At 62.9% G+C, this 24974-nt stretch carries 18 protein-coding genes; 13 read left to right on the top strand and 5 right to left on the bottom strand.

What is annotated here, in order from left to right:
• Window positions 1-129 precede the first annotated feature (129 nt).
• The 5 genes from ACFRJ9_RS01055 to ACFRJ9_RS01035 all read right to left on the bottom strand — a co-directional run bounded on the left by ACFRJ9_RS01055 (window position 130) and on the right by ACFRJ9_RS01035 (window position 12186).
• Window positions 130-504: a DUF6188 family protein gene (locus ACFRJ9_RS01055; RefSeq protein ID WP_377663475.1), complete on the bottom strand. Its 375-nt coding sequence runs from the start codon at window positions 502-504 to the stop codon at window positions 130-132.
• A 647-nt stretch (window positions 505-1151) separates the two neighbouring features.
• Window positions 1152-1529, bottom strand: coding sequence for a hypothetical protein (locus tag ACFRJ9_RS01050; protein ID WP_377663473.1), 378 nt, complete (start codon window positions 1527-1529; stop codon window positions 1152-1154).
• Complete coding sequence (locus ACFRJ9_RS01045) at window positions 1526-7600, bottom strand: hypothetical protein (RefSeq protein WP_377663471.1); 6075 nt, start codon at window positions 7598-7600, stop codon at window positions 1526-1528. The genes ACFRJ9_RS01050 and ACFRJ9_RS01045 overlap by 4 nt, the downstream gene beginning before the upstream one ends.
• The gene (locus ACFRJ9_RS01040) at window positions 7597-10278 is read right to left on the bottom strand and encodes a LamG-like jellyroll fold domain-containing protein (RefSeq protein WP_377663469.1); all 2682 of its coding nucleotides are present in this window, start codon (window positions 10276-10278) and stop codon (window positions 7597-7599) included. The genes ACFRJ9_RS01045 and ACFRJ9_RS01040 overlap by 4 nt, the downstream gene beginning before the upstream one ends.
• A gap of 690 nt (window positions 10279-10968) precedes the next feature.
• On the bottom strand, window positions 10969-12186 hold the full coding sequence (locus ACFRJ9_RS01035; protein WP_377663467.1) for an ROK family transcriptional regulator: 1218 nt from the start codon (window positions 12184-12186) through the stop codon (window positions 10969-10971).
• Between the two features lie 200 nt (window positions 12187-12386).
• Here ACFRJ9_RS01035 and ACFRJ9_RS01030 point away from each other — a divergent pair, with 200 nt between their 5' ends.
• From ACFRJ9_RS01030 to ACFRJ9_RS00970, 13 genes are all read left to right on the top strand, one after another.
• Window positions 12387-13475, top strand: a complete 1089-nt coding sequence (locus ACFRJ9_RS01030) for a Gfo/Idh/MocA family protein (RefSeq protein WP_377663465.1) — start codon at window positions 12387-12389, stop codon at window positions 13473-13475.
• A complete protein-coding gene (locus ACFRJ9_RS01025) occupies window positions 13472-14281 on the top strand; it encodes a hypothetical protein (protein ID WP_377663463.1) in 810 nt (269 codons plus the stop codon). Before ACFRJ9_RS01030 ends, ACFRJ9_RS01025 begins: the two co-directional genes overlap by 4 nt.
• A 118-nt stretch (window positions 14282-14399) precedes the next feature.
• A complete protein-coding gene (locus tag ACFRJ9_RS01020; protein WP_377663461.1) occupies window positions 14400-15722 on the top strand; it encodes an ABC transporter substrate-binding protein in 1323 nt (440 codons plus the stop codon).
• 12 nt (window positions 15723-15734) lie between these two features.
• The gene (locus ACFRJ9_RS01015; RefSeq protein ID WP_377663459.1) at window positions 15735-16697 is read left to right on the top strand and encodes a carbohydrate ABC transporter permease; all 963 of its coding nucleotides are present in this window, start codon (window positions 15735-15737) and stop codon (window positions 16695-16697) included.
• Window positions 16697-17590 carry a carbohydrate ABC transporter permease gene (locus ACFRJ9_RS01010; RefSeq protein WP_377663457.1) on the top strand — a complete coding sequence of 298 codons (894 nt, stop codon included), beginning with the start codon at window positions 16697-16699 and terminating at the stop codon, window positions 17588-17590. The genes ACFRJ9_RS01015 and ACFRJ9_RS01010 overlap by 1 nt, the downstream gene beginning before the upstream one ends.
• A 61-nt stretch (window positions 17591-17651) precedes the next feature.
• A complete protein-coding gene (locus ACFRJ9_RS01005) occupies window positions 17652-18398 on the top strand; it encodes a sugar phosphate isomerase/epimerase family protein (protein WP_377663455.1) in 747 nt (248 codons plus the stop codon).
• Window positions 18395-19516 (top strand): Gfo/Idh/MocA family protein, encoded by a 1122-nt coding sequence (locus tag ACFRJ9_RS01000; RefSeq protein WP_377663452.1) that lies wholly within the window; start codon window positions 18395-18397, stop codon window positions 19514-19516. The genes ACFRJ9_RS01005 and ACFRJ9_RS01000 overlap by 4 nt, the downstream gene beginning before the upstream one ends.
• A gap of 21 nt (window positions 19517-19537) precedes the next feature.
• Window positions 19538-20719, top strand: a complete 1182-nt coding sequence (locus ACFRJ9_RS00995) for a Gfo/Idh/MocA family protein (RefSeq protein WP_377663450.1) — start codon at window positions 19538-19540, stop codon at window positions 20717-20719.
• Between the two features lie 2 nt (window positions 20720-20721).
• Window positions 20722-21723 (top strand): sugar phosphate isomerase/epimerase family protein, encoded by a 1002-nt coding sequence (locus tag ACFRJ9_RS00990; RefSeq protein ID WP_377663448.1) that lies wholly within the window; start codon window positions 20722-20724, stop codon window positions 21721-21723.
• A gap of 3 nt (window positions 21724-21726) precedes the next feature.
• Window positions 21727-22614, top strand: a complete 888-nt coding sequence (locus ACFRJ9_RS00985; protein ID WP_377663446.1) for a DUF1080 domain-containing protein — start codon at window positions 21727-21729, stop codon at window positions 22612-22614.
• On the top strand, window positions 22611-23495 hold the full coding sequence (locus tag ACFRJ9_RS00980) for a TolB family protein (protein WP_377663444.1): 885 nt from the start codon (window positions 22611-22613) through the stop codon (window positions 23493-23495). The genes ACFRJ9_RS00985 and ACFRJ9_RS00980 overlap by 4 nt, the downstream gene beginning before the upstream one ends.
• A gap of 4 nt (window positions 23496-23499) precedes the next feature.
• On the top strand, window positions 23500-24501 hold the full coding sequence (locus ACFRJ9_RS00975; RefSeq protein ID WP_377663442.1) for a Gfo/Idh/MocA family protein: 1002 nt from the start codon (window positions 23500-23502) through the stop codon (window positions 24499-24501).
• On the top strand, window positions 24498-24974 hold the full coding sequence (locus tag ACFRJ9_RS00970) for a heme-degrading domain-containing protein (RefSeq protein WP_377663440.1): 477 nt from the start codon (window positions 24498-24500) through the stop codon (window positions 24972-24974). The genes ACFRJ9_RS00975 and ACFRJ9_RS00970 overlap by 4 nt, the downstream gene beginning before the upstream one ends.

Here is a 24974-nt window from a genome sequence, read left to right as displayed (position 1 = left end):
CAAGCGCTCAGCCTGTGCCCTATATCATTGTCGCGAACCACTCCGCTGTATCTGATAGTAGGTCTTCATCTCTTGGCTCACACCCGTAGCCTACGAACTAGGAAACGTCACCTCGATGGCTAAGGTTTTCTAGTTTCTTGCATCCTGTGGTGGCCAGTGGGCCAAGCCGCCTCCCGGCTGAGATATCCATATTTCTCCGGCCTGTGTGGTGACTGACCATGCTTCATAGTATTCATGACATTGGCATTCCAAGCTGCCACCACTTGCGAAATGCATCATGAGGCTCCCCTTATCCGCGTCCACTGACGCCGATTCAATGTCGGCCCTTAACAGGGAGAACAGTCGTGCCCCACCCCCATCAATGTGCTCAGGTTCAATAAGGCACGAAGTTCCAGAGGAGTTTACCAACGTGAACGGCTGTGCGAATCGTATCTCCACACCCTCTGACGTCAAGATGGTGAATGCAAAGTCGAAGCTGATTCTGTTGACTTGCTGACCGGCCATGTTAAGAGTCAATGTTTCCACCCGCCCGGTATGTCGTAGGAACCGTCCCGTTTGATGGGGATGTGAGTTACAGAATCTGGGCCTGGTTTGCCGTTGATGTCGATTGGCTGCCCGTGCTCATTGTAGAACCGCACGTAACCGTTTGGATTCTTAGCGTTGGGTTCCATGATCCGAAGGGAATTGGCGTTGCCCTTCGCGCCGGCCTACTGCCAAACGAGTCCGAGACCGTTATCTGCGATGCGACCCAGCCAATCGTTCGGCGCTCCTTTCGAGCGGAGGATACTGGCGCCAACGGGCGTGCCGGGCATCGGTTTGCCTGCGGCGCCGATTCCTCCCTTACCGCCTATCTTGATCGTACTGTCTGACAATGAATACACCCAAGTGCCCACGACATCCTCAACAGTTGCAGAGCGGGGCTGCCCTGATTTGCAGGCAGTGAATGACATGGAAAGCAGGCTGACAAGGAGGAATATGCCGAACACCCTTCGCCAACTTGTGCCCCTTAGGTCCACTGCGGCATCTCCTACCAATGCACAGCCTCCGCCCAATTGAACTCTTGCCAGAAAACGAGCCTAGGCGCGATGCCGGGTAACGTAAGCGTCAGTCCTGCGGGCGTCCAAGGAAGTGGGACATCCTATTAGCAGGATTCACTCGGATTCCCGCCGCCACACGGATTCACCGATGCGCCGCCCCTCCGACGTGACGGCAAACCATGCAATTTCGCCTAGCGGTACGTCAAACGGATTAGGATAAGCACACCATTCCTCGATGATCCTACTCATTGCCTGTCCGGAGTCGCAGTTCCAGGGTCGATGGCCGACCTTCGACTCGATGTCGCCGGCTAGCAAAAGGCCCCTCGTCAGCATCCGGGCGATTATGCCGATCGCCAAGTCCAGCAGATCCTCCTCGTTCCGAAGACCGGATCGCTTGCATATACGAATCACCTCGAATGGGCTGACCCAGTCCTCACTCGCCCGAGCCAGAATGTCCTCGGTGAGTGTACGTATTTCATACGGCGTGCTCATTTTATATGTACCTTTACATACGTCTTATCGGGATAAACTATGTCAATCGTCCGGCCGCCTGTGTCAGAAGTGTTGCGCAGGCCAATCTCGCTTCCATCCGGTCGCCTGACCCAAGTTCCATCGTAATTTGTCCGATTGAGTATAGGCGTTGAATTTGGGGCGAGTGAATCGTAGACAGCTTTGAGTTCTGCGTCATTCTTAACTGTTTTGAAGCCGGGCTGTATTCCTTCGGGTAGTCGACTCAGGACATCGTCTATGGAAGTGTTCAGAATTGTTCCAGTACCGGGCCTGCCCGGCCGGACCACTTCTCCCTTACCGCCTCCCTTGCCGAGACCACCACCACTGCTACCACCGAAAACGATCATGGCCAGGTCGGCTATGGGTTGGAGTCCTTCGTCCCAAGAGTGGTTGCCATCATCGGGTAACCCTTGCATCGCCAATAGAGTCTTTTTGAGACTCCAGAGATGGCTGGGCGCTTGACGCATCTCCGCCGGATATGGGTTGTAGGGTACCGCGGTCACCGGAAGAGCCTGTTTGGGGCCGTTGTTCCAGCTTTCGGGCCTCATGTACCAGGGGGTGGGCGGCTCTTGTGTTCCGTCGTTGTATTCGCCGTTGCCTTTGTAGGAGTAGGTGCCTTTGTTGTCGTCTTCGCAGTCGCATGTGGGTTTGAGCCCGGACGGGTCTGAGGTGTTGATGACGTTGCCGAAGGCGTAGGTGTAGGGGGTGAAGCCGCGTTGGTCTTCGGTGTTGAGTATGGGGTCTGGTGTGGTGAAGATGCCGGTGACAGCGTCCATGTCACGTGCGCCGAGGTGGGTGAGGGTGCTGGCGGTGTCGTCGAGTCCGGAGATATAGCCGTTGGTGGCGCCGAAGCCTGCTGGGTTGGCGGCGTTGGATCCAACTCCGGCTGTTGCACCGGTGGCCGGGGCGTAGGTGTTGTTGGCGGTGGCGGTGGCGTTTGCCCTTCGGGCCAACCCCAGGGGGTCGGTGTAGCGGGTGAGGGTGGTGATCGCGCCGGCGCCGACGGTGGGCAGGGTCATGGTTTGGGCGGTGTTGACGGTGTCGCCGATGATGAACATCAGTTTGGTGCCGGAGGTTGTGGCCGTGCGTTGTGCGATGGTTTTTCCGGCGAAGGTGTAGGTGCAGGTCGCGGTCTTCACGTTGGTGGTGCTGGTGTGTGCGGTGACGGATCCGATGGTGATGGTGGTTCCGGTGCCGTCTTTGATGCCGACCAGGTTTCCTGCGGCGTCGTAGTATCGTTCTCCGGTTTGGGCTGCGATCGCGGGGGTCACGGAGGCCGGGGTTCCTGTGCCGGCGTTGGGGTTGGGGTTCGCAAGGATGGTGCTGGCCCCGGTGCTGGTGGCCAGGTGCCCGTCAGGGGTGTAGGTCAGGGTTTGCCCGGCTCGGTTGGTCATTTTTCCGGTGCTGTCCCAGGTGAAGTTCTGGGCGCTCCCCGATGTGGGGACCGTGTCGATTTCCTGGACCCTGTGCGGTCCGGGTGCGCCGGCGGCGGGGTAGGTGTAGGTTTCCTTCATCGCCAGCGCGCCGGTGTTGTTGAAGCGTCTGACTTCGGACCGGTCACCGGTCGGGGTGTAGGCGTAGGTTTGCGCGTACGCTGCCGGGCCGCCGAGCCCGGTGACGCTGGCTGCGTTGGTTGCCGGGACCGCGGAACAATCCGTGGTCGTTGTCGGCGCCGGGGTCCAGACAGCGGCGAGCCGTGAGGCGTAGTCGTAGTCGTAGCACTGGTAGTCCGACGGGCTGGTCGGGCGGCTGCTGAAGGCCAGTTCCCGGGACGCTATTTTCCCTGAGGGCGTGTATGTGTACAGGGTTTTGCCCAGGTCAGCGACGACGTTGCGGGTCGTGTTGGTTGACCACTGGTCCGTGAGCCGGCCCGTGGTCGCGTCCCAGGTGAAGTTGATTTGGTTCCGGCCCGTGGTGTTGGCGGTCCCGCCTATTTTGTTGTTGTTGTCTTCTTGGGAGTACTGGGACATTTGGCCCAGGTGGTTGAACTTGGTGTCTCCGACTATGGTTTCCCAATCATCGTTGACCAAGGATGTTTGGAGGTCGAACGTGTTGTAGATGTAGGTCAGGTTTTCGGCCGGCATTTGCCCGATGGCGGGTCGGCTTTCTTGTTCGATCTGACCTGTTGAGGTGTAGGTGCGGGTGGTGGTGTAGGTCGGGGATCCGGTCTCCAGCAGGGCCGGGAGCTGCACGGAGATTGTCCCGGGCTGGTATGCGGCGTTATAGGCGGTCGTCGTAGTGGTGACCTTCTGGTCCAGGCCGGCGCCGTTGTAGCGTGTGCTGGTACTGAGCTGGCCGAACTTGTTTCCGTCGTAGGTGTACGTTTCGAGGGGTTTGGCTGTGGCTCCGGTTCCGAGGGTCTTCTTCACGACCCGGTCCACGTCGTCATAGACATAGCCGATGACGACGTTGGCTGCGTCTGTTGTACTTGCTTTTCGGCCACCAGTGTCGTAGGTGGTGCTACGGGCACCGGCGTCGGGGTCGACGGCCGAGATTTCCCTGCCGGCGGCGTCGAAGGTCCAGGACCATGCGTTACCGGCGGTGTCTTTCATGCCGGTGAGCCGGTCCAGGGCGTCGTAGGTGTAGGTGGAGGTGTCAGCGGTTCCGGTCGCGGCGGGGCCGTGGAAGAGCTTTCGGGTCTGGACCTTGCCGCTCATGTTGTTCACGGTGGTGGTCGCCGCTTCGCTGCCGGGCCCGGTAACAGTGGTCGTGTCTGCGCCGGAGTAAGCCATTTGGGTGCTCCAGAGCAGCACGTTGTCGTTGGCCATGGCCTTGACGACGGTGGGCCGCTGGGCTCCGTCGTAGAGATACGTGGTGCTGGAGGGAACGGCCAGGGACGGGATTTTCAGGACACCGTCGGGGTTGGCAGCGAGGTAATAGTTGTTGTTGGTCTTGGACTTGTCGCCGCGCGAGTTGTACCAGGCATCGGTGGCGATGGTGCCACCGCCGGGGGATTGGTTTTGGGTTTGCCGGACCCGTCCGAGCCCGTCGTAAAGGGTGTAGGTGGAGGTTAGGGCCTCATCGCTGGAGAGCTTGGTGACTTTCACCCAGGACGGGGCGGTTTGGGAAATGGAATAGGTGGTTTCAATCCCGGGGGTGGGGTTTGTTGCCTTCGGTCGCAAGGGACCCCATTCGCCGGTGACCCTACCTGCAGCGTCGTAGCGGTAACTGGTCAGGTTCTTGTTGATATCGCTTTCGACCAGGACCTGGCCGCGCATCGAATCCAGCGTGGTTGTCTTGACCCAGTTTTTGGTGTTGTTGGTGACGGTCACTGTTGTCGCCAACCCGGTTGCTGGTGTGTACGCGGTGGTCGTGGTCCGCGGGGTCCCGGTGGAGTTATCGGTAGAGGTAGTGGCTCGGCCCAGTGCGTCGTAGCCAATGGTCGGTCCCTGTTTCCACACACTGACAGCGGTACCGCTGACGGCGGTGGCTCCGTCGGCGCGGGCGATGTTGCCCTTGGTGGGGGTAACGTATCCGGTGCTTCCGGGGGTGGCTGAGGTGGACGTGTCGTACAGGGTTCTGGTTGCGGTCAGCAGGTTCCCTGGTGTGCCGCTGGGGCAGGCGAACACGTTCGCCTCGGCCGGCAAGGAGTAGATGTTCAGTTCGGCGTTATCGGCGTAACTGGTGGTGGTGCACGTTTCATCGCCGCTGATCAGATCTTCACCGGGGTCGTTGACCGAGATCGGGCGGCCGTAGCTGTCGTTGATGGTGCTGACCACGTTCTTGCGTGGCGTTGCCGAAGTGCTGGTTGCCATCAACGTCGTCACCTTGACGGTGCCGATGTGCCGTGCCTGGACACTGCCAAGGGCTGCGGAGGAAGTCGCTGTCGGGTCTGAGGCCCAGGGCACGGTGATGGTCGTCCCGAGTCGGGCGCCGCCGTCCCCGACAAACGTTTCCGACTCGATCACCCGGCCAGCGAACCAAGGCGAGTCCGTGTACGGGGTTCCGTCTGAGGCCGTGACAGAGACCGCGCGCAGTCCCCCCGTGGTGTTGGACGGGGTCCCATCCAGTCCGCGCAGATAGGTCGTGACGGTGGTGGGTGTCGGAGCGGAGTTACCGATGGTGGTTTTGACCTTGGACCAGCCAGCAAGCACGGACCAGGTCAGCTGGGAGCTCCCAGTCCCTGCAATGTACTTTGGACCGGCGTATTTCCACGCGGGAGTGCCTTCGTAGCTGTAGTTCGTGACCGTGTCAGCGGTGCCGTTGGTCCCGGGTCCGGCACTGACGCGTACCGTTTTGACCGGGTAGATGTGGAAAAAGTCCCGTTTCGCGTCTTGAACGATCGGTGTGGTCGGAATCCACCACTGTGGGAAGCACCGCTTGGCGTTTGTTTCCGGGACGATGTCCAAGACGCCGTTATTGTTGGCGTCCTCGATGGTGCACTCTTGGTCCATGTAGCTCACCGACGTCGTGGCCCCGGTCGCAGCCTTAATGGAGTTGATCCTGTACCGGTTCAACGGTGCCAGACCGTCCACAGTCCAGACCCGGTTCTGCAGGGTCTGGCCGCTGAATTCAATGTGCGGGTCGGCAACGAAACCAGTACCAGCGTCCGTGCTGGTCCTGTTCGTCCCTTCGTGGAGGATTTTCCACAACCACAACGCGGGCTTGGTCGTATCCCCGGGGTCGGGCATCGAGTGGTAAAAAGTCCAGTAATCCAAGTCCCCGTATCCGGCCGGGTTGGCGGATAACGCCTGGCTGACAACGGTGACCAGGCGCTGATCGGTGAAGAACGTCGGAGACTGCATCGAGCAGGTCGTTGAGGTAGAGGCACACACGAACTTGGTCGTGTCAGGGATGTCGGAACCCCACGAGCAGTTCACGCTGGTGCACCGGCCGGTGTACCCGTAGGTCACATGCAAAGGCGCCTGGGTGGAGAGTTCAGTGCCGGCGCGCATGCCGTAATCCACCCGTTCCAGGCGGCTGGCACGGTGGTAGGCCTTCAACGTGCCCGACCCGCCCTGAGACTTGTAGAAGTTCGTGTCCTGCTTGTAGAAGTAGCCCTGCGAGTTCCCGTTCAGGTCCACGACGTAGTCCAGGTTCCAGGCATACGCCTGCATACAGGACGAATTACTGAACCCGGTGTTGCTGTAGCAGGGCTGCCCTGGGAGCCCGTAGACAGGGACGATGTCAGTTGAGTAGTTGTCCTTACCGGCCGACCAGCCCGGGATGCGGTTCACACCGAACCAGTACTGGGTGCCAGCGCTGTCCGTCAGACGCCAGTATCCGCCATCGAAGGTGCCATTGGCCGCACCGAGCAGGTACTCGAGTTTGGTGTTGTCATCGTCGCGGAGCTTGTACCTTTTCTCCTTGGGCTGTGTGGGGTCCATGATGATTTCACCGGACCGGCCACCGAAGGAGATCGAGAACGACTGCCCTTCCTTGTTCCCACACAGGTCATACGACGTGGTCACACCTTGGTCATTGCAGGAACCAAATTTCTGCCGAATGGTCCCGGTGCCGGAGAGCGCCCACCCATCACCGACTACGGAGGCCTGGTTGTTGGTCGCGCTGGTCAGCCCATCGACCCGGGAGGAGTCATAGGACAGGCCCAAGGCCGGGGTGGCGCCAGCTGGTGCCTGCCGCAGCGAGAAGGGGTAACTGTAAGTGAATCCGCCGGTTTGGCCCTTCACACCCCAGGACCCCGAGGACGTACCGGGTATTTTCGCGAAATCGCCGGCGCCTTTGTCGTTCGCAGGGGCGGGCGCCATCGGGGCGGGCCCCATCCGGACCGGTGAGGCCCCGGTGTCGCTGAAGGTCCCCTCCGCTTCGGTATCAGCCTCAGCGGGGTCGGGTTCAGCTCCGAAACGCATGGTTTTAACCCCGTCGGCTGATTCACCGACCACGACAGCTGCCGGGGCGCCGTTGTTGGTGCCGGGCTCAGCCGTTGGCTGGAAGTCCGAAGCCGGGACGGGCTTGATCTGCTGTGCGCTGTCCGGGGAGGCCCACGGGGCAGCAATGTAGATGAATCCGGCACCGGAAACGATCACGGCAGCGGCGACCAGGCTGGTGAGGACTGCTTTTGGCTTGCGCAGTAATTTCTTGTGGCGGCTCATTTGAGCAGTCCTCTCGTGGTGCCGTAATCCTGCTGGATATCTCCGAATGAGTCATTGCTGAGCACGCGTTGGGTCATCACGGGCCGGTAGATCTGCCCAACGAATCCTTGTCCCAAGCGTGCTGGTTGAGTCGCGTCCGCTGTTGCACGGGCCAGTGACGGGGAGGCCGCGACGGTCCAGTCCCCGGTGTGGTTGGCGTTCGCGGTCGTTATTCGCATCTGGGCGTTGATCTTGTCGTAGACCGCGGTGACGTAGGTCCAGTGGCCGGCAAGTAGCAGGCCCGAGGTCACCCGCTCTTCTGCCCCGGATGTCAATTGGGAGCGCAGGTTATAGGAGGTGCCTTCATATCTCAGGGCCGCCGCGATGGTGCTCGAGTTCGCCAGCTGACTGACCAGCGGCTGAATCCCGGTTGTTGTTTTGGGGCACACCCACGCCGCGATACTGAAGCTTTGGGAAGGATCTACAGCCCGCTTTGCGGTCGAACCCGCCTTGGCTTTGGTGTCCGCGTACGAACCTGTTGTAGGCAGATTCAGGACATCGGCAGTCGTGAATGCTTCCGTCGGTGGACCGTCAACGCATTGACTCTGGGTTATCTTTTTTGAATCAACCCACTCCGCGTCCCCGAATAGCTGCAACTCGAGGAAGTCAGTCTGAGGGTTGGGGAGCGCCTGTGCTGCGGGAACGGAGAAGGCCACATGCGCCGGGGCACCCTTGATCGGCATCGCAACGTTTCCGGCGTCATCGAACGCCCACACCGTCAAAGAGGTGTTCTGATCCAAAGCCGTGATGGTGATGGTGGTCTCCTGCCCATAACCGGGGCATACCACCACAAACTCCCTCAGGCGGGTGTGGGAACAGTTCAGCAGGTCATCGGCCGGGTAGACGGTCGCGGCTGTCCCCTCGTGGATGGAGAAAATGTAGCCGTCTGCCTTGTTCGCGGCGTTGCCGCTTTTGAGATTGAACTGGTACTTGGTCTCGCCGATTTTGCCGTTGGCGTCGTATGTCCCCGTGGTCAGGGGTGCCGTGAGGGATTCGATGATGGGTGTGGACGGGGCCGTCGTGTCGACGGTGAAGTCCACGGCCATGAGGGGCGAGGTGAGCCCCCCACCGTCCCTCGCGATGGCCCTCAACGTATAGGTTCCGTCGGCCAGGGCAGGACCGTTCCAGGTGACATTCGCCCCTCCCGGACTAATGCCGGAGAAGTTTCCGTCGTAGCCCTGCCACACCCCGTTCTGGTAGACGGACATCTGCACGAAGAGATTGCCGCCCTGGTAGCTGTCGGGGTCGCTGACCTGGATGGTGAACGACGGTGTCTTGTCCCGGGTATACATCCGTCCTGTGTCGGTCCAGGGCGCACCGAACCACCGGCCATCAGAAATCGACTGGAACGACGGCATGTACGGGGCCAAGTTATGAATAACGGTGATGGTCGCCGAGTTTTCGAACTTCTTCCACCCCAACGGGTCGGATTCATTGCCCGCAGCAAGCATGACATTCCACTTCGTCTTGTTCAGCAGAATCGCCTTCGCGGCCATCAGATCAAAACCCACCGTCCCGGGCGGGCACGAAGCGCTCCACCCCTTGGCCACAGCCCCCATGTCTGTCCGCAGGAGCAAACTCGGCTGGTTGTTCCAGGTCGTACCGGTGCCGATGTCGCTGGTAATCCAGGACGCCACATCTGTCGGGGTGCACGATGACGAATAGGTCTCGACCGTGTTCAGCCGTGCAGCGGTGATGTCTCGACCCACGATGTATGAGGTATCGAACTGAAAATACGACCGAGTCAGGTGCGTCCGATTATCTGGTGTCCCCCACGAAGCCGGCATGTACCCAACATGCATGCGACCGTCTGTGAGGTTGCCGCCCCAATATGACGTCCCCGGGTAGGCAGTATCAACAAAAACAAAGGCGGGTTGCGTGAAGCTCCAGTCCGGGTCCACATACACCGGGAACGCCAGCCCTGCCGTGTCCAGGATCGTGTCCATACCAAAGACTTGGGCCTGCTTCCCGGCCTCGGATTTCAATGACAGCGCAAAGGGGCGGGTCACGCCCAGCCCGCCCGGATCCTTCGCTGTTGCGCCCGCGGCGGAGGAATCCCACCACAGACCGCCAGTGTTGCGCAGTTCAACATCACCGGAGTCAGTGCCCGTGGCCGAAAGCTCTCCGGCCGCGTTTTGTTCAACGGCGAGGTTTTCCGAGTCGAGGAAGATCCTCATCTCGGCAACGCGAGGGTCGCGGGCAGCTTCTGCAGTCTCAATTTTCAGGACCTGGGAAATGCCGGTCTTGTGGGCGATCTGAATCAGGTCCACACCGGGCAGAACCTGCCGGTACGTGGCCGAGTTGCCTTCCACCACCGGTGCAGGCAGCGTCCCGAACGGCCATGACTGCGAAATGGAATGCCCGTTCTTGTCGTCCAAGCTCGCGATCTCGGTCCCGCCACCCGTGCTCACCGTAATATCTACGGGAACGTTCTCCGGCTTCAAGACAGAAACACCATCCACTGTCGACCGTACCAAGTCCGTGGAGATATCAGTCCAGCCCTCGCTGGTCTGCATCCGCACCGGTTCATTGCTGATGGTCGTGGACAACGTTCCATCAGGATGCGCGGTGGTCAGAGATGTCGGAGACGTCGCTGCGTCAACGACCACATCAACAGAGGTCGCTTTAGCCTCAGCCATGGCCGATGACTCAGACTTAAGTTTCTCGACCGGGGACGTCGGCGGTTCGGTATCGGCATGGGCCGCCGGTATGGCAAGACCCGCGGACAATAAACCCAAGCACAGCACCGGCACGCAGGCACGGCGGAAATGGGCAGAAGAAAAGCGCACTGCATGGCTCCTCGGAGTAAGAACACTCGACAAAGGGATGCAGCAGACGCAGTCTCGAACCCCCAATTTCGACTAGCGAGAGCAGACTATCCCGCCCTTTTGCAAAAACCCAAGGTTTGTCCAGTCAACACACAGAAAGTTGTGATTTGTGACGGAAACCGTACAACCAGCGTTGGATCCTTCGTTCCCTGCCTATTCCGACTACCGCGGAAGACCTTGCCGGGCGTCAGGGCTTTAGGATGACAGGCGGTTGGATCTGACCTTAGGCGTGGGTCGTGGCTATTTCCGCAACTCTCGCCGCGGCCTTGGGTTCCCGGCCGAGGCCGTGTAGTGGTACCGGAGGGTTTTGCCGTCGATGCTTTGGCCGAACGAGACAGCACGGAAGATGCAGGGCAGCTCTTCTGGCTTCGCCAACAGCGTAGGCCGCTGCTCCAAAAGCAGGGGTGAGAGTCAGCGAGATCTTGCAGGAATGCTTCGGCCGGGCGCTCCCGGACACTTGTGCCAGCCTGTCGGTAGACTCCGCGCTATGACCAACAAGGCCTAGCCCGTGGCTTGGAGCGTGGCTTCAATCACTGCCGGGGACAGGACGTGTTGGGTAACCATTTGGCTGGCACCGAGGATCGCGGCGCGGTCCCCGGCCATCGCGATGCCGATGCGCAGGTGAGTGGTGGCCAGAGGCAGGGACCGGCGGTAGACCACCTCGCGAATGCCTGCCACCAGGTGCTCGCCGGCCTCCCCCACGCTGCCGCCGATGATGATCATGGACGGGTTGAGCAGGTTGACCACGGTTGCCAGGACATCGCCAACGTCGCGGCCCGCTTGCCGCAACGCCTGGATGGCCTGCAGGTTGCCTTCGGCTACGAGTCGCAACACGTCGGCCCCGGTGACGGCGTCGAGTCCTTGCGATTGCAGTTGGCGTGCGACGGCGGGACCTGAGGCGAGCGCTTCGAGGCAACCGTGGTTGCCGCACCGGCAGAGGACGTCGTCGCCGCGGGGGACGCGGACGTGGCCGAGGTCGCCGGCGGTGCCGTTGGCTCCGCGTTGGAGCTCACCGCTGCTGATGATCCCGGCGCCGATGCCCGTGGCTACCTTGATGAACAGGAAATTGTCGTGGTCCGGCCAGTACGCGGTCCGTTCGCCGAGCGCCATGATGTTGACGTCGTTGTCCACCAGCACCGGCACGGGCAGGGAGCGCTGGACGTAACGGACGACGTCGAATCCGTCCCAACCCGGCATGATCGGCGGCTTGACCGGCCGTCCGGTGTCATGTTCCACGGGTCCGGGAAGTCCGATGCCCATGCCGGCGAGGTCACCGGCGTCGCGTCCTGCTTCGGACAGCAGTTCCCGGCCGGCTGAAATGACGCGGCCCAGGACCACGTCCGGACCGTCGGCGACTTCCTGCGCCAGGCGCCGTTCGGCGAGGATGCTGCCGCCCAGATCGGTGACGGCAACGATCACGTGGGTAGCGCCGACGTCGACGGCCAGCACCACCCGCGCGGCGGGGTTGAAGGCAAAGCGCGACGGCGGCCTGCCGCCGCTGGAGGTGGCCTCGCCGGCAGGGCCCACCAGGCCCGAGCTGATGAGGGCGTCGATGCGGGAAGCGACTGTGGAGCGGGCGAGTCCCGTGGTGACGGCGAGTTCGGCCCGCGTCCTGGCCTGGCCATCCCGCAGGAGCTGGAAGAGATCACCAGCGCGCGAAAGACTGCCGGCCTCCAAAACGGAGGTGGTTCCGGCGTCGTTTCCGGTGGCTGAAGTCATGCCTTTAGTGATAGCACGATTGGTTATGCGTGTCACGCAGCAGAAGATTGTCGAGAATATTTCAACTTTTGCTTGACGCTCGGCAAAAGTCCTCCTAAGTTGTGAGGAGCAGCACATCTCCGCTTCTCGATGATGAGTTTCCCCGCATCGATGTCCCCTTCCGCTCAAGAGCCAGTCCGCTTACGAAGAGGTAACTGAACTTGTCCAGCCATACAGAGGCCCTCCCCCAGACATTGGGAGTCGGCATCCTCGGTGCCGGTCCCGTCACCCAGGCCATCCACTTGCCGTCACTCGCACGGCTCGGCGACATCCTGACAGTCCGCCACATCATGGACGTCGATCCCAACGTCGCCGCTTCGGTGGCCGCACGGGTCGGCGCCACGCACAGCACCAGCATCGACGCCCTGTTGGGCGATCCCGCCGTAGACATCGTCGCCATCTGCAGCCCGCACCAGTTCCACGCCGAGCAAGTGATCGCCGCTTGCCGGGCCGGCAAGAAGGCCGTCCTTTGCGAGAAGCCCTTCGCCATGAACGCCGAGGAAGCAGCACGGATCTCGGCCGTGAGCGAAGAAACAGGGGTGCCCATCATCGTGGGCGCCATGCACACTTTCGATCCAGGGTGGATTGCGGCACAGGAAAACTGGGACAACCTCCCGGACACCGCGCACACCATCCGCTCATCCATCGTCCTTCCGCCCAACGCACGCTTCGAGGACTTCGCCACGGAGATCATCACCCGCCCCGCCGGCGGCGCTCCGGACTACTCCGATCCGGAGGTCATCAAGGGCGCACTGCGCGGCGGAATCATGGGCCTGGCCATCCACGACCTCCCCCTGGTCCGCCGTTTCACCCCGGATTTCGCGGACATCGAGGTACTGCAGGCACGCCATGTACGCCCGTTCGGCTACGTCATCTCGCTCCGCACTCCCACCCGGACCATTGAACTGCGCGCAGCCATGAACAACACGTGGAAGCCGGAATGGAGCTTCGAGGCCATCTCCGACGACGCCGCCCTCCGCATCGATTTCACTCCCTCCTACGTCCAGGCCGGATCTGCCACGGCCACCTTTACCCGCGGCACGGACACAACCGTGCTTGGCCCCTTCGAGCACAACGGCTACGAAGGCGAGTGGCGGGAACTCGCCGCACTCGCAGCAGGAACCAAACAGCCGCCGTCGGCACAAACGCTGATCGACGACCTCACGTTCGCCCTGGACATCGCGGACGCCACCGTGGCCAGCGTCCAAGCACAAGCTGCCGAGGCCGCCCGTGAAGGAGCCCACGCATGAGCACCCCCGCAGACATCAAGCACTACACCGTCCGGGCAACGCCCCAGGCAGCAGAAGCCGGCGCCGTGGCTTTGGCAGTGGCTTCCCTCCCCGAGTCATTCGGCCCGGCCACCGCCGCTGCGGACATCCAGGTCATCGCCGGACAGCCCGGCTGGCCTGAGGAAGCCGCGAAAGCGATCAGCACCGGAGCCCGCGGAATCGTCGTAGTGAACCCCTCGCCTGCAAATGTGGACTCCTTGGTGGAAGCTGCCGAACGGACGGGCACCGCGGTGGTCCTCGACCAGCGTTGGGCGTCAAACCCGGCCGTACCCGCAGCCGAGGACGCAGTCCGTTCCATGGCCGGCCGCGCCGCCATCCTCGACACCGTTGCCACGGCGCCGGTGGGAACCGGCTCCGGCGAGCTCCTCGCGGACCATCTTGCCGCCGTCGTACGCATCACGGGACCGCTGGGAGGCCTGCGGGTCCTGACCCGCGGACCGCACGGTTACACCGCGACGGCGGTCCTCGCCAACGGGTCTCCGGTTGCCTTGCAGGGCATCCTGTCAGGTGCGCGGCCGGCAGGCGTCACCATCACCATGTTGACCGACGACGGCGGCGTCAGCGTAGCGCTGCCCGAACCGGTGGCGGCGTGGCCGGCAACGGTCAAGGTCACCGGCCCGCAGGGCGATGTGCTCCTGCCCACGATTTACGAATCCGCCCACCGCGCCACGTGGCGCCGGCTCAAGGGACACCTTGACGCCGGTACCGTCCCCTCCGACCTGCACCGCTTCGCGGCGTTGTCGGAGTCCCTCGAATCCCTTACCTAACGAAACTCCGACTCAGTAAACGCACCACCCAGCCATTCAGTACGCATTGCCCTACTCAAAGTTGAGCTGGACCGGCAAAGAACGCACCCCAGCGTTTCCGGTCCCGAAAGGAATCATCATGAATGTTCAGTCCGCAGCCAACCGTTCCTTCTCCCGCCGCGGTTTCCTCGGCCTGACCGCGGCAGCTGCCTCAGTGCCGCTCCTGGCCGCCTGTGGCGGCGGCTCAGCCACCCAGGGCGGAGGCGGAGGCGCCGGCGGAACCATCAAGTTCTGGGACATGCCGTGGGCAACGCCTGCCTACAACGACGCCGCCAAGAAAATCGCCGAAGGCTTCTCCGGAGCCAACAGCAAGGCCAGCTACCAGATAATCCAGTGGAACAACTTCTACCAGACCTTCTCCTCGGCCATCGCGTCGAAGACCGGCCCGGCAGTGTCCACCGGCGGTGGCTTCCAGGCCTTCCAGTTTGAGCAGCAAGGCCAGATCGCGTACGCGGACAAGGTAATCGAAGCGCTCAAGAAGAACGGCCAGTTCGATGACTTCCTCCCCGGCGTGGTGGAGCCATTCAAGTCGGATAAGGGCTACGTTGCCGTTCCGTGGCAGCTGGACATCCGGCCGCTCTGGTACCGCAAGTCCCTGTTCGAGAAGGCCGGCGTGGAGGTTCCCACGGACTGGTCCTCACTGCTTGAAGCGGGCAAGAAGCTCAAGGCTGCTGGTTCAGTTGGTTTCGCCACGGGATCCGGTGCCGGCAACAACATGGGCAACCACTTGATGATCATGATGATGCTCAACAACGGTGGCGGCGTCTTCTCCAAGGAAGGTGAGCTGGACGTCCTGAACGACCGCAACGTGGAGGCGATGGAGTTCATGCTTGAACTGGTCTCCAACGGCATCGTTGACCCGGCCGCCGTCAGCTACACCACGGACAACCTGGACGCACAGTGGAAGGACGGCAAGGCTGCCTTCGGCATGTACGTTCTGGGTGTTCCGGAACGGGTCGGTGACACCTCCGGCGACATCGCAGTGGCCAGCCCGCTTGCCGGTCCGCATGGCGACAAGGCATCGCTCATCTTCCCGAACAACATCATGATGTACACCAACACTCCGTCGCAGGAAGCGTCCGAAGCGTTCCTGGTGTACTACTTGGGCCAGCTGAAGGAACTCTGGCGCCAGAAGCTGATGAACGCCCTCCCGGTGTTCAAGTCCATCACCGAACTGCCCGAATTCTCCAGCGACCCCAACAACGTGAAGATCGTCAAGGAATACCAGCCGATCGGCAAGACCTTCGCTGCGCAGGGCACCTCGCTCAACGCCAACCTCGCGGCACTCGACGGCGGTCAGGCCCTGAACCAGTTCTCGCAGACCATCCTCACGGGCAAGACCGACGCCAAGTCCGCACTGCAGGCTTTCGAGTCCGGGCTCAAGTCCGTCTTGAAGAAGTAGGCGACCAGCACCATGTCGTCCACTACAGCACCATCCGGCCTGGCCCGGGCCCGCAAGGGGCTTGCCCCCGGCGGGTCCGGGGGCGGGACCGGAAACCGCAAGAGCAAGCTGTCGGCGCAGGCGTCCAGGACGTTCTTCTGGCTCCTGCTTCCCTCTGTCATCCTGCTGGTCCTGATCCACGGCTACCCGCTCTTCCAGGCCGGCATCCAGGCCACCCACGACGGAAACCTGATCCAAACCGGTGACTTTGTTGGCATCGAAAACTTCCAGCAAGTCCTGGCCTCACCGGCGTTCTGGAAGGCCGCACAGTTCACCCTGCTGTTCACGATCGTTGGTGTGTTCGGTTCCTGGGCCGTTGGCCTGGGCCTTGCCTTGCTGCTTCGCACCAAAATTCCCGCCGGCGGCACCTTCAAAGTTCTCTTGCTCCTTCCCTGGGTGGTGCCGATCGTGGTGTCCTCCACGGCCTGGAACTGGCTGGTGGCTACCCCGGACAGCCTCATCCCGTCCATCTTCCGCAACCTCGGACTAGGCACCCCGCTGTTCCTGGCCGACCCCACCCTGGCAGCCGTGACGGTCATGATCTTCAAGGTCTGGGTCAGCTTCCCCTTCATGATGATGATGACCTCCGCAGCTCTCGCCTCCGTGGACTCCACGGTCTACGAGGCCGCCAACATGGACGGCGCCAGCCGTTTCCAGCAGTTCACCCAGATCACCTTGCCGCTGATCGCGCGGTCCACCTATATCTCGTGGATCCTCATGACGATCTTCTGCGTCAATGACTTCCCCACCATTTACCTGCTCACCGGCGGCGGACCCGTTGACGCCACCACGTCCCTGGTGGTCCTGGCCTACCGCACGGTCTTCCAGGACTTCGCAACAGGTCCGGGCGTAGCCATCGCCTTCCTCATGACCATCACCTTGGTAATCGTCTCGGTCCTCCTGTACCGCCAGATCCGAAAGTCGAGCGTCGAATAATGAGCGCTGTACTTCACGCCCACCCCGAATCCGGCCCCGCACTCGGCATCGCCCAAACCGGCAAGGCCCGCCGCACGCTTTCCGAAGCCGGCATGCGCGGGCGCTGGTGGCGGTTCGTCCTGATCCTGGCCATCACCGCAATCGTCCTGGTACCTATCATGGTCACTGTGGTCCTGGCCTTCACCCCCAGCCCCAACAGCACCGCCACCGGGCTGACATTCGAGAACATCACCAACGTCTTCTCCAAGACACTGGCCGCCACGTGGCTGCAAAACAGCCTCATCACCACCATCTCCACCGTGATCGTCTCCGTCGCCGTCGCGGCGCCGGCCGGCTACGTTCTTTCCCGCGGCCGCAGCAAGGCAGTCTCCGGTTACTCGCTCTTGCTGTTCGTCATGCAGTCCCTGCCCATCATCACTTCCGTGGTGCCGCTGTTCATCCTCTTTGCAGCCTTGGGTTTGGTGGACAACCTCATGGGCCTGACCATCATCTACGTAGGTTCCACCATGACCGTGGCAACCTGGATGATGGCCGCGTACTTCGACTCCATCCCCATCAGCCTCGAAGAAGCCTCCTGGATTGATGGCTGCTCCGTGTTCGGATCCTTCACCAAGGTGGTGCTGAGGAACAGCCTGCCGGGCGTGCTCTCCACCGCGATCTTCGCCTTCCTGCTGGCCTGGAACGACTACCTGGTAGCAATCGTGTTCCTCCGCTCCAACGAGATCTTCACCCTTCCCATGGGTGTCCAGTCCTTCTTCCAGCAAAACCTCACCGACTGGTCCGGAGTGATGGCCCTCGCCGTGATCATGATGCTCCCGCCGATCATCGTCTTTGCCGCCCTGAACAAGTACTTCAGCGTTGGCGGAATCGGTGGATCCCTCGCCGGCCGCTAGGCAGCCCCTTACCGCCCCGACACCCAGCTCCACGTAAAAACAACTCCCGAAAAGGAACCCCATGTCTTACTCCATCCAGCTGTACACCCTGCGGAACGCCATTCAGGAGGACCTGCCTGGAACCATCAAGAAGGTTGCCGAGATCGGCTTTACGCAGGTTGAACCGTACAACTTCGTGGCAACGGCCGCGGAGCTCGGGGCTGCCCTGAAGGAAAACGGCCTCACCGCCCCTTCAGGCCACGCACCGCTGCTGAGCCAGGACCAGGACGAGATTTTTGCCGCCGCCAAGGAACTGGGAATCACCACGGTCATCGATCCCTACCTCCCTGCCGAACACTGGCAGGACGCCGCGACCATCCAGGACACGGCAGCCAAGCTCAACGCTGCAGCCAAGAAGGGCGCCGAGTACGGCATCCGCGTGGGTTACCACAACCACGCCTGGGAGCTGGAGTCCACCATCGAGGGCAAGACCGCGCTGGAGTACTTCGAAGGATTGCTGGATCCGGAACTCGTCCTTGAGGTAGACACCTACTGGGCAGCTGTCGGCGGTCAGGATCCTGTGGAACTGCTTGCCCGTCTGGGTGATCGCGTGAAGCTCATCCACATCAAGGACGGCCCGGGCAACACCGACACCAAGGCACAGCAGCCCGCCGGCCAGGGCACCATCCCCGTGCTGGATGTCATCGCGGCAGCCAAGTCCCTGGAAGTGGGCGTGGTGGAATTCGATGACTACTCCGGCGACATCTTTGAAGGCATCACCGAAAGCCTCGCATTCCTCAACGCACAGTCGGCAGGAGCCAAGGCATGAGCTTCTCCCCATCAACCCGCCGGGGCCCGGTAGGCGTCGCCGTCATCGGTGCGGGCAATATCAGCAAGCAGTACCTGGACAACCTCACGGTCTTCCCCGACCTGAAGGTCCTGGTGATCGCGGACCTCTTCGTTGAGGCCGCTGAGGCACGCGCCAAGGAATACGGCATCGCCGAGTTTGGTACGCCGGAGCTGGCACTGAACCATCCCGACGTCGAGCTCATCGTCAACCTGACCATCCCGGCAGCGCACGTCGAGGTGGCCACGGCCGCAGTGAACGCGGGCAAGCACGTCTGGACGGAGAAGCCGTTCTCCCTGGACCGCGAATCGGGCCTGGGCCTGCTCAAGGCCGCCGACGCGGCCGGTATCCGTTTGGGCACCGCCCCTGACACGTTCCTGGGTGCGGGCCTGCAGACGGCGCGCCGGATCATTGAGCGCGGCGATATCGGCACCCCGCTGACCGGCATGACCACGTTCCAGACCCCCGGTCCGGAGTCCTGGCACCCGAACCCGGCGTTCCTGTTCCAGCACGGCGCCGGTCCCCTGTTCGACATGGGCCCGTACTACCTCACCGCGCTGATCCAGACCTTCGGATCGGTCCGGAAGGTGGCCGCCGTCGGTTCCGCCGCCAAAGCGACCCGCGTGATCGGTTCCGGCCCCAAGGCCGGGGAGGAATTCGCCGTCGAGGTCCCCACGCATGTGTCCGCGATGGCGCAGTTCGAGGGCGGCCAGTCCTCGCACAGCGTGTTCAGTTTCGAGTCCCCGCGCCTGCGGATGGGCTTCGTGGAGATCACAGGCTCCGAAGCGACGCTCTCGCTGCCGGATCCGAACTATTTCGACGGCGACCTGAAACTGTGGCGTCCCGGCGCGGAAGAACCGGAGATCATCCCGGCCACCGGCCCGGCCCACGGCCGCGGCTTGGGCGCACTGGACATGGCACGGGCCATCCGTGCCGGCGTCCCGCACCGCGCCACAGGCGATCTCGCGTACCACGTGCTGGACACCATGGTCTCCATCGCCGAATCCGTCGAATCGGGTTCGTTCGTGGATGTCACCAGCAACGCTCCTGTCTCGGCGTCCGTCCCCGAGGACTGGGCGCCGGAAACCGCAACGCTCTAAGAACCAGCGAGGAACAAGAACATGACCACCCCCGCCCACACGTCCCGGCCTTCCGAGCGACCACTCGGCGTGGCCGCCATCGGCTACGCCTTCATGGGGAAGGCCCATTCGAATGCGTGGCGGAACGTGGCCAGTTTCTTCGACGTCCCGGCCTTCGAGCAGAAAGTGCTCGTTGGCCGGGACGCCAGCCAGGTGGCCGAGGCCGCAGCCAAGTACGGCTGGGCCGAGTCCGCCACCGACTGGCGCACTGTGATCGACCGGGACGACATCGACATCATCGATATCTGCGCCCCCGGCTGGATGCACGCCGAAATCGCCATCGCCGCCCTGGCCGCCGGCAAGCATGTCCTGGTGGAAAAGCCGCTCGCCAACACCCTGGGTGAGGCCGAACTCATGGTGGCCGCGGCCGCTACCGCGAGGACACGCGGGGTGCAGTCCATGATCGGCTTCAACTACCGTCGTGTCCCCGCCCTGGCCCTGGCCCGCGAGTTGATCGCCGAGGGCCGCCTCGGCACCATCCGCCACATCCGCGCCGCTTACCTGCAGGACTGGCTCTCCGACGCCGAGTCCCCCATGACCTGGCGCCTGCGCAAGGAAACCGCCGGCTCCGGCGCCCTGGGCGACATCGCCTCCCACGCGATCGACCAGGTCCTCTACCTCCTCGGCGATGCCGTCACCGAGGTTTCAGGCCGCCTGCACACCTTCGTAACCAACCGCCCCGGACCGGAGGGTCCCGAGGATGTCACGGTGGACGACGCCGCGTGGGCCACGCTGACCCTGGCCTCCGGAGCCATCGCCTCAGTGGAGGTTTCCCGCGTGGCCACGGGCCAGAAAAACTCCCTCAAACTCGAAATCTACGGCGACAAAGGCACCATCCTCTTCGACCTCGAAAACCTCAACGAGCTAGGCTTCCTGGACGCCACCGCGCCCGTGCGCGAACAAGGCTTCCGGCGGATCTTGGTCAACGAACCCGAGCACCCCTACCTCGAAGCATGGTGGCCGCAGGGCCACATCATCGGCTGGGAACACACCTTCACGCACCAGATCCGGGACTTCCTCACCGCCATCGCCTCAGGTGAGGCACCGTCGCCGTCGTTCGAAGAAGGGCTGAACGTCCAACACATCCTCGCCGCCGTGGAAGAGTCCGCGGCAGCCAAAAGCTCACTGATCCAGCTTTCCAGCACCGCTACTGAAGGAGCCTGACCATGTCCCGCCCGTACACCCTGTTCACCGGCCAGTGGGCCGACCTCCCCTTCGAGGAAGTCGCCCGCCTCGCCTCCGGCTGGGGCTACGACGGCCTGGAAATCGCCGTCTCCGGAGACCACCTGGACGCCTGGCGCTGGGACGAACCCGGCTACGTCGACTCCAAACTCGCCATCCTGGACAAATACAACCTCAAGGTCTGGGCTATCTCCAACCACCTCAAGGGCCAGGCTGTGTGCGATGACCCCATCGACTTCCGCCACGAAGCGATCGTCGGCTCCCGCGTCTGGGGCGACGGCGAACCCGAGGGCGTCCGCCAACGTGCCGCCGAGGAAATGAAACACACCGCCCGCCTCGCCCGCGCGTTGGGTGTTGACACCGTGGTCGGGTTCACCGGCTCCTCCATCTGGCAATACGTCGCCATGTTCCCGCCCGTCCCCGAAAAAGTCATCGACGCCGGCTACCAGGACTTCGCCGACCGCTGGAACCCCATCCTGGACGTCTTCGACGAAAACGGGGTCCGCTTCGCCCACGAAGTCCACCCCTCCGAAATCGCCTACGACTACTGGACCACCGTCCGGACCCTCGAAGCCATCGGCCACCGCGAAGCGTTCGGCCTGAACTGGGACCCCTCCCACTTCATGTGGCAAGGCATCGACCCCGTCTCCTTCATCTGGGACTTCAAGGACCGGATCTACCACGTGGACTGCAAAGACACCAAGCTCCGCCCCACCGGCCGGAACACCGTCATGGGCTCCCACCTGCCCTGGGGCGACCCCCGCCGCGGCTGGGACTTCGTCTCGGCCGGACGCGGCGACGTGCCCTGGGAATCATCCTTCCGCGCCCTCACCGCCATCGGCTACCAGGGACCCATCTCCGTGGAATGGGAAGACGCCGGAATGGACCGCCTCCACGGCGCCCCTGAAGCCCTCGCCGCCCTCAAGAAGTTCGACTTCCCCGCCTCCCAAACCTCCTTCGACGCCGCCTTCAGCACCAAGGACTAGTGCATGCCTGAGACCACAAAGCACGACGACGAGGGTTTCGTCCCGCTGTTCGACGGCACCACCTTGGCCGGATGGCGGGCTGTGCCCCGCGTATACGGCACGGAGTACCCCGGCGGTCCGGCTCTCTCCGAACGCTTCGCTGCTTTGGGCCTGACCGCACCGGTGGAGCCCGAGAACCACCCGGCCACCTGGTTCGTGGAAGACGGCGTGCTGGTGGGTGAGCAGGACTCCCCCGGCAGCGGCTACGGCGGCTACCTCGTGAGCGAGGAGGCGTTCGGCGACTTTGAGCTCGTGCTGGAGATGCACCCCGACTGGCCAGCCGACACTGGTGTGATGGTCCGGCGCCGGCCAGATACCTGGGAGGGCTTCCAGGTCCTGGTTGACCACCGGCCGTCGGGCGGCATCGGGGGCTTCTTCGGCAACGGACTCGCAAGCTTCTCGGCAGTGCCCTTCGCGATCGACGTCGCTGTGGATGCCGACGGCCGTCCGCTCGGCTTGGTAGCAGACAACCCGGCCACGTCCGTGGAGCCCGTCACGGAAGAAAAGCGTGCCCGGCTGGCGTACGCGGCCGACGTCGACGATTTCCTGAAAGTCTGGCGCTGGGACGACTGGAACGAGCTCCGGATCCGCTGTGTGGGTGCGCTGCCGGTCATCACCACCTGGATCAACGGCCTCAAGATCGCCGAACTGGACACAGCAACTTTGGACTCCCCCAACTACCATCCCCAAGCCATCCTGGAGACCCTCGGCGAGCGCGGGCACATCGCCCTCGAGGTGCACGATAACGACTCCATGTTCGGCGAAGCCCGCTGGGGCAAAGGTGCGCAGTGCCGGTGGCGGAACATCCGGATCAAGGAACTGTCCTCCGGTGACTCGGCGGTGGCCGGGTGAACCGCACCCTCCAACCCGGCCAGCGCTGCGAGGTGTGGATCGCGTCGGTTACCGGGGAGTCCGAGTTGCTTTACAGCACTGGCGATGTGTTGTTCGAAGCTCCGAACTGGAGCCTCGACGGCAGCTCACTAGTCCTCAACGGGGACGGGAAGTTGTGGACCCTGGACGTTTCCGGCGGTGAACCCGCGGAAGTCCCGCTCAGCGGAGTGCCCGATCTCAACAACGATCACGTCCTGGCCCCGGATGGCGCAGGGATCTACGTTTCGGCGAACGACGGCCACATCTACCGTGCCCTGCTGGAGGGCGGACCGGCCACGCGAGTCACCGAGGACGACGACTCTTTCCACTTCCTCCACGGCGTCAGCCCGGACGGCAAGGAGTTGGCCTACGTCGGGATTGAGTCGGGCGACTTCACCAGGCCCGGTGCCCTCATGACCATAGCGTCCGACGGCGGTGCTGCCGCCCGCGTTGACGTCGGCCCCGGGCACTGCGACGGGCCCGAGTATTCGCCTGACGGAAAGTGGTTGTACCTGAACACTGAGTCCTTCAGTTCGGTGCCAGGCCACGCCCAACTTGCCCGCGTGCAGGTTGACGGCAGCGGTTTCGAGCATCTGCTTGAGTCTGAAACAGTCGATTGGTTCCCGCACCTCTCCCCCGACGGCAGCCGCGCCAGCTACATCCGGTTCCCCGGCGGAACGCAAGGCCACCCCGCTGACTTGCCTGTCGCCGTCGTGCTTGTCTCAACCGGCGACTGGACAACGCCGCTCCACACATGGCCGCTGTTTGGCGGCCAAGGTACGCTCAACGTCAACAGCTGGTCGCCGGACTCGACGCGCTTTGCGTTCGTGGCGTACCCCCTTGCCGACTCGACAAAGGACTAATTTCGTGACGATTCATCCTGAGAACCCGATCCGCTGGGGCATCCTGGGCACCGGCTTCATCGCAGGGCTCCAAACACAGGACCTGAACGAGAACGGCTTCACAGTGCAGGCCGTTGGTTCACGCAGCGTGGACTCGAGCAAAGCGTTTGCCGAGCAGTACAGCATTCCGGCCTCGCACGGCAGCTACGAGGACCTGGTCTCCGATCCCGAGGTGGACGTCGTGTACATAGCGACGCCGCACCCCTTCCACCGTGCCAATGCTTTGTTGGCGTTGAATGCGGGCAAGCATGTGCTGGTGGAGAAGTCGTTCACCATGAACGCCCGCGAAGCCCGGGAGATCGTGGAGTTGGCGGAGTCCAGGGGGCTCGTGGCGCTCGAAGCCATGTGGACCCGGTTCCTCCCGCACATGATCCGACTCCGCGAAATCATCCAGGAGGGCACCATCGGCGAGGTCCGCAAGGTCGTCGCCAGCCACAACCAGAGCCTCCCCACGGACCCTGCCCACCGGCTCAACGATCCCGCCCTGGGCGGTGGAGCGCTGCTGGACCTTGGCATTTACCCGATCTCCTTCGCGTTCGACATCCTCGGCACCCCGTCCCGTATCCACGCGAGCGCGTCCATGACGGCCACCGGCGTGGACCGCCAGACGGCAGCCATCTTCGAATACGCCGGCGGTGCCCAGGCAATAGTTGATTGCGAACTCGACGCAGCCAGCGCCAACCGCGCCCTGGTCATTGGAACGGAGGGCTGGATCGACATCGAACACACCTGGTACAACCCTGTTCCTTTCACCGTTCATGCCGTGGACGGAAGCGTTGTTGAACGCTACGACCAACCAGTGAACAGCCGGGGCATGCAGTACCAGGCTGCGGAAATGGAACGTTTGGTGAGGGCCGGATCCACTCAAGGAACCATCCTGCCGCCAAGTGAGACTGTAGCCATCATGGCCGCCATGGATGAGATCCGCCGGCAGATCGGCCTGAGCTACGAGGCGGACGCCGAATGACTGGCTCAGCCCGCATGGCCGAACTCCGCCAGCAGGAAGAGGAGCTGGTGTTCGCTAGCTTCGACCAGCACGACGCGTGGCGTCTCGGTTCCCTGATCGCCAACCGCGCGATTTCCGAGGGCCACGGCGTAGCGATCGACATCCGCCGCCACAACCTCGTGTTGTTCCGCTGCGTCCTGCCCGGTGCCACCGCGGACCAAGAGGCTTGGATCCGCCGCAAGTCTGCTTCGGTGCTGCGTTTTGAACACAGCACCGCGCTGCTCACCGAAATGTTCGCGGAGCGCGACGCCGACCCTACCCAGGGTGGCTGGCTTACGCCCGAGGACTACACCCTTGCCGGCGGCTCCTTCCCCGTCCGGGTGCGGGGCGCCGGCGTGATTGGTGCGATCACGGTGTCCGGGCTGTCCTCCGACGACGACCACCTGCTGGTGGTCGATGGGATCCGTAATTATCTGAAGACGGTGGGCGCGTAG

The sequence above is a fragment of the Paenarthrobacter sp. NPDC056912 genome (assembly GCF_042786555.1).
Classification (GTDB): domain Bacteria; phylum Actinomycetota; class Actinomycetes; order Actinomycetales; family Micrococcaceae; genus Arthrobacter.
This window is presented reverse-complemented; position numbering and strand designations above follow the sequence as displayed.

What these genes read in the sequence shown, in the direction of transcription:
- ACFRJ9_RS00970 (WP_377663440.1), top strand. Translation starts at nt 24,498, where the DNA reads ATGACTGGCTCAGCCCGCATGGCCGAACTCCGCCAGCAGGAAGAGGAG.
- ACFRJ9_RS01000 (WP_377663452.1), top strand. Translation starts at nt 18,395, where the DNA reads ATGAGCTTCTCCCCATCAACCCGCCGGGGCCCGGTAGGCGTCGCCGTC.
- ACFRJ9_RS01050 (WP_377663473.1), bottom strand. Translation starts at nt 1,529, where the DNA reads ATGAGCACGCCGTATGAAATACGTACACTCACCGAGGACATTCTGGCT.
- ACFRJ9_RS01010 (WP_377663457.1), top strand. Translation starts at nt 16,697, where the DNA reads ATGAGCGCTGTACTTCACGCCCACCCCGAATCCGGCCCCGCACTCGGC.
- ACFRJ9_RS01020 (WP_377663461.1), top strand. Translation starts at nt 14,400, where the DNA reads ATGAATGTTCAGTCCGCAGCCAACCGTTCCTTCTCCCGCCGCGGTTTC.
- ACFRJ9_RS01025 (WP_377663463.1), top strand. Translation starts at nt 13,472, where the DNA reads ATGAGCACCCCCGCAGACATCAAGCACTACACCGTCCGGGCAACGCCC.
- ACFRJ9_RS01035 (WP_377663467.1), bottom strand. Translation starts at nt 12,186, where the DNA reads ATGACTTCAGCCACCGGAAACGACGCCGGAACCACCTCCGTTTTGGAG.
- ACFRJ9_RS01040 (WP_377663469.1), bottom strand. Translation starts at nt 10,278, where the DNA reads ATGGCTGAGGCTAAAGCGACCTCTGTTGATGTGGTCGTTGACGCAGCG.
- ACFRJ9_RS01045 (WP_377663471.1), bottom strand. Translation starts at nt 7,600, where the DNA reads ATGAGCCGCCACAAGAAATTACTGCGCAAGCCAAAAGCAGTCCTCACC.
- ACFRJ9_RS01005 (WP_377663455.1), top strand. Translation starts at nt 17,652, where the DNA reads ATGTCTTACTCCATCCAGCTGTACACCCTGCGGAACGCCATTCAGGAG.
- ACFRJ9_RS00985 (WP_377663446.1), top strand. Translation starts at nt 21,727, where the DNA reads ATGCCTGAGACCACAAAGCACGACGACGAGGGTTTCGTCCCGCTGTTC.
- ACFRJ9_RS00995 (WP_377663450.1), top strand. Translation starts at nt 19,538, where the DNA reads ATGACCACCCCCGCCCACACGTCCCGGCCTTCCGAGCGACCACTCGGC.
- ACFRJ9_RS01055 (WP_377663475.1), bottom strand. Translation starts at nt 504, where the DNA reads ATGGCCGGTCAGCAAGTCAACAGAATCAGCTTCGACTTTGCATTCACC.
- ACFRJ9_RS01015 (WP_377663459.1), top strand. Translation starts at nt 15,735, where the DNA reads ATGTCGTCCACTACAGCACCATCCGGCCTGGCCCGGGCCCGCAAGGGG.
- ACFRJ9_RS00990 (WP_377663448.1), top strand. Translation starts at nt 20,722, where the DNA reads ATGTCCCGCCCGTACACCCTGTTCACCGGCCAGTGGGCCGACCTCCCC.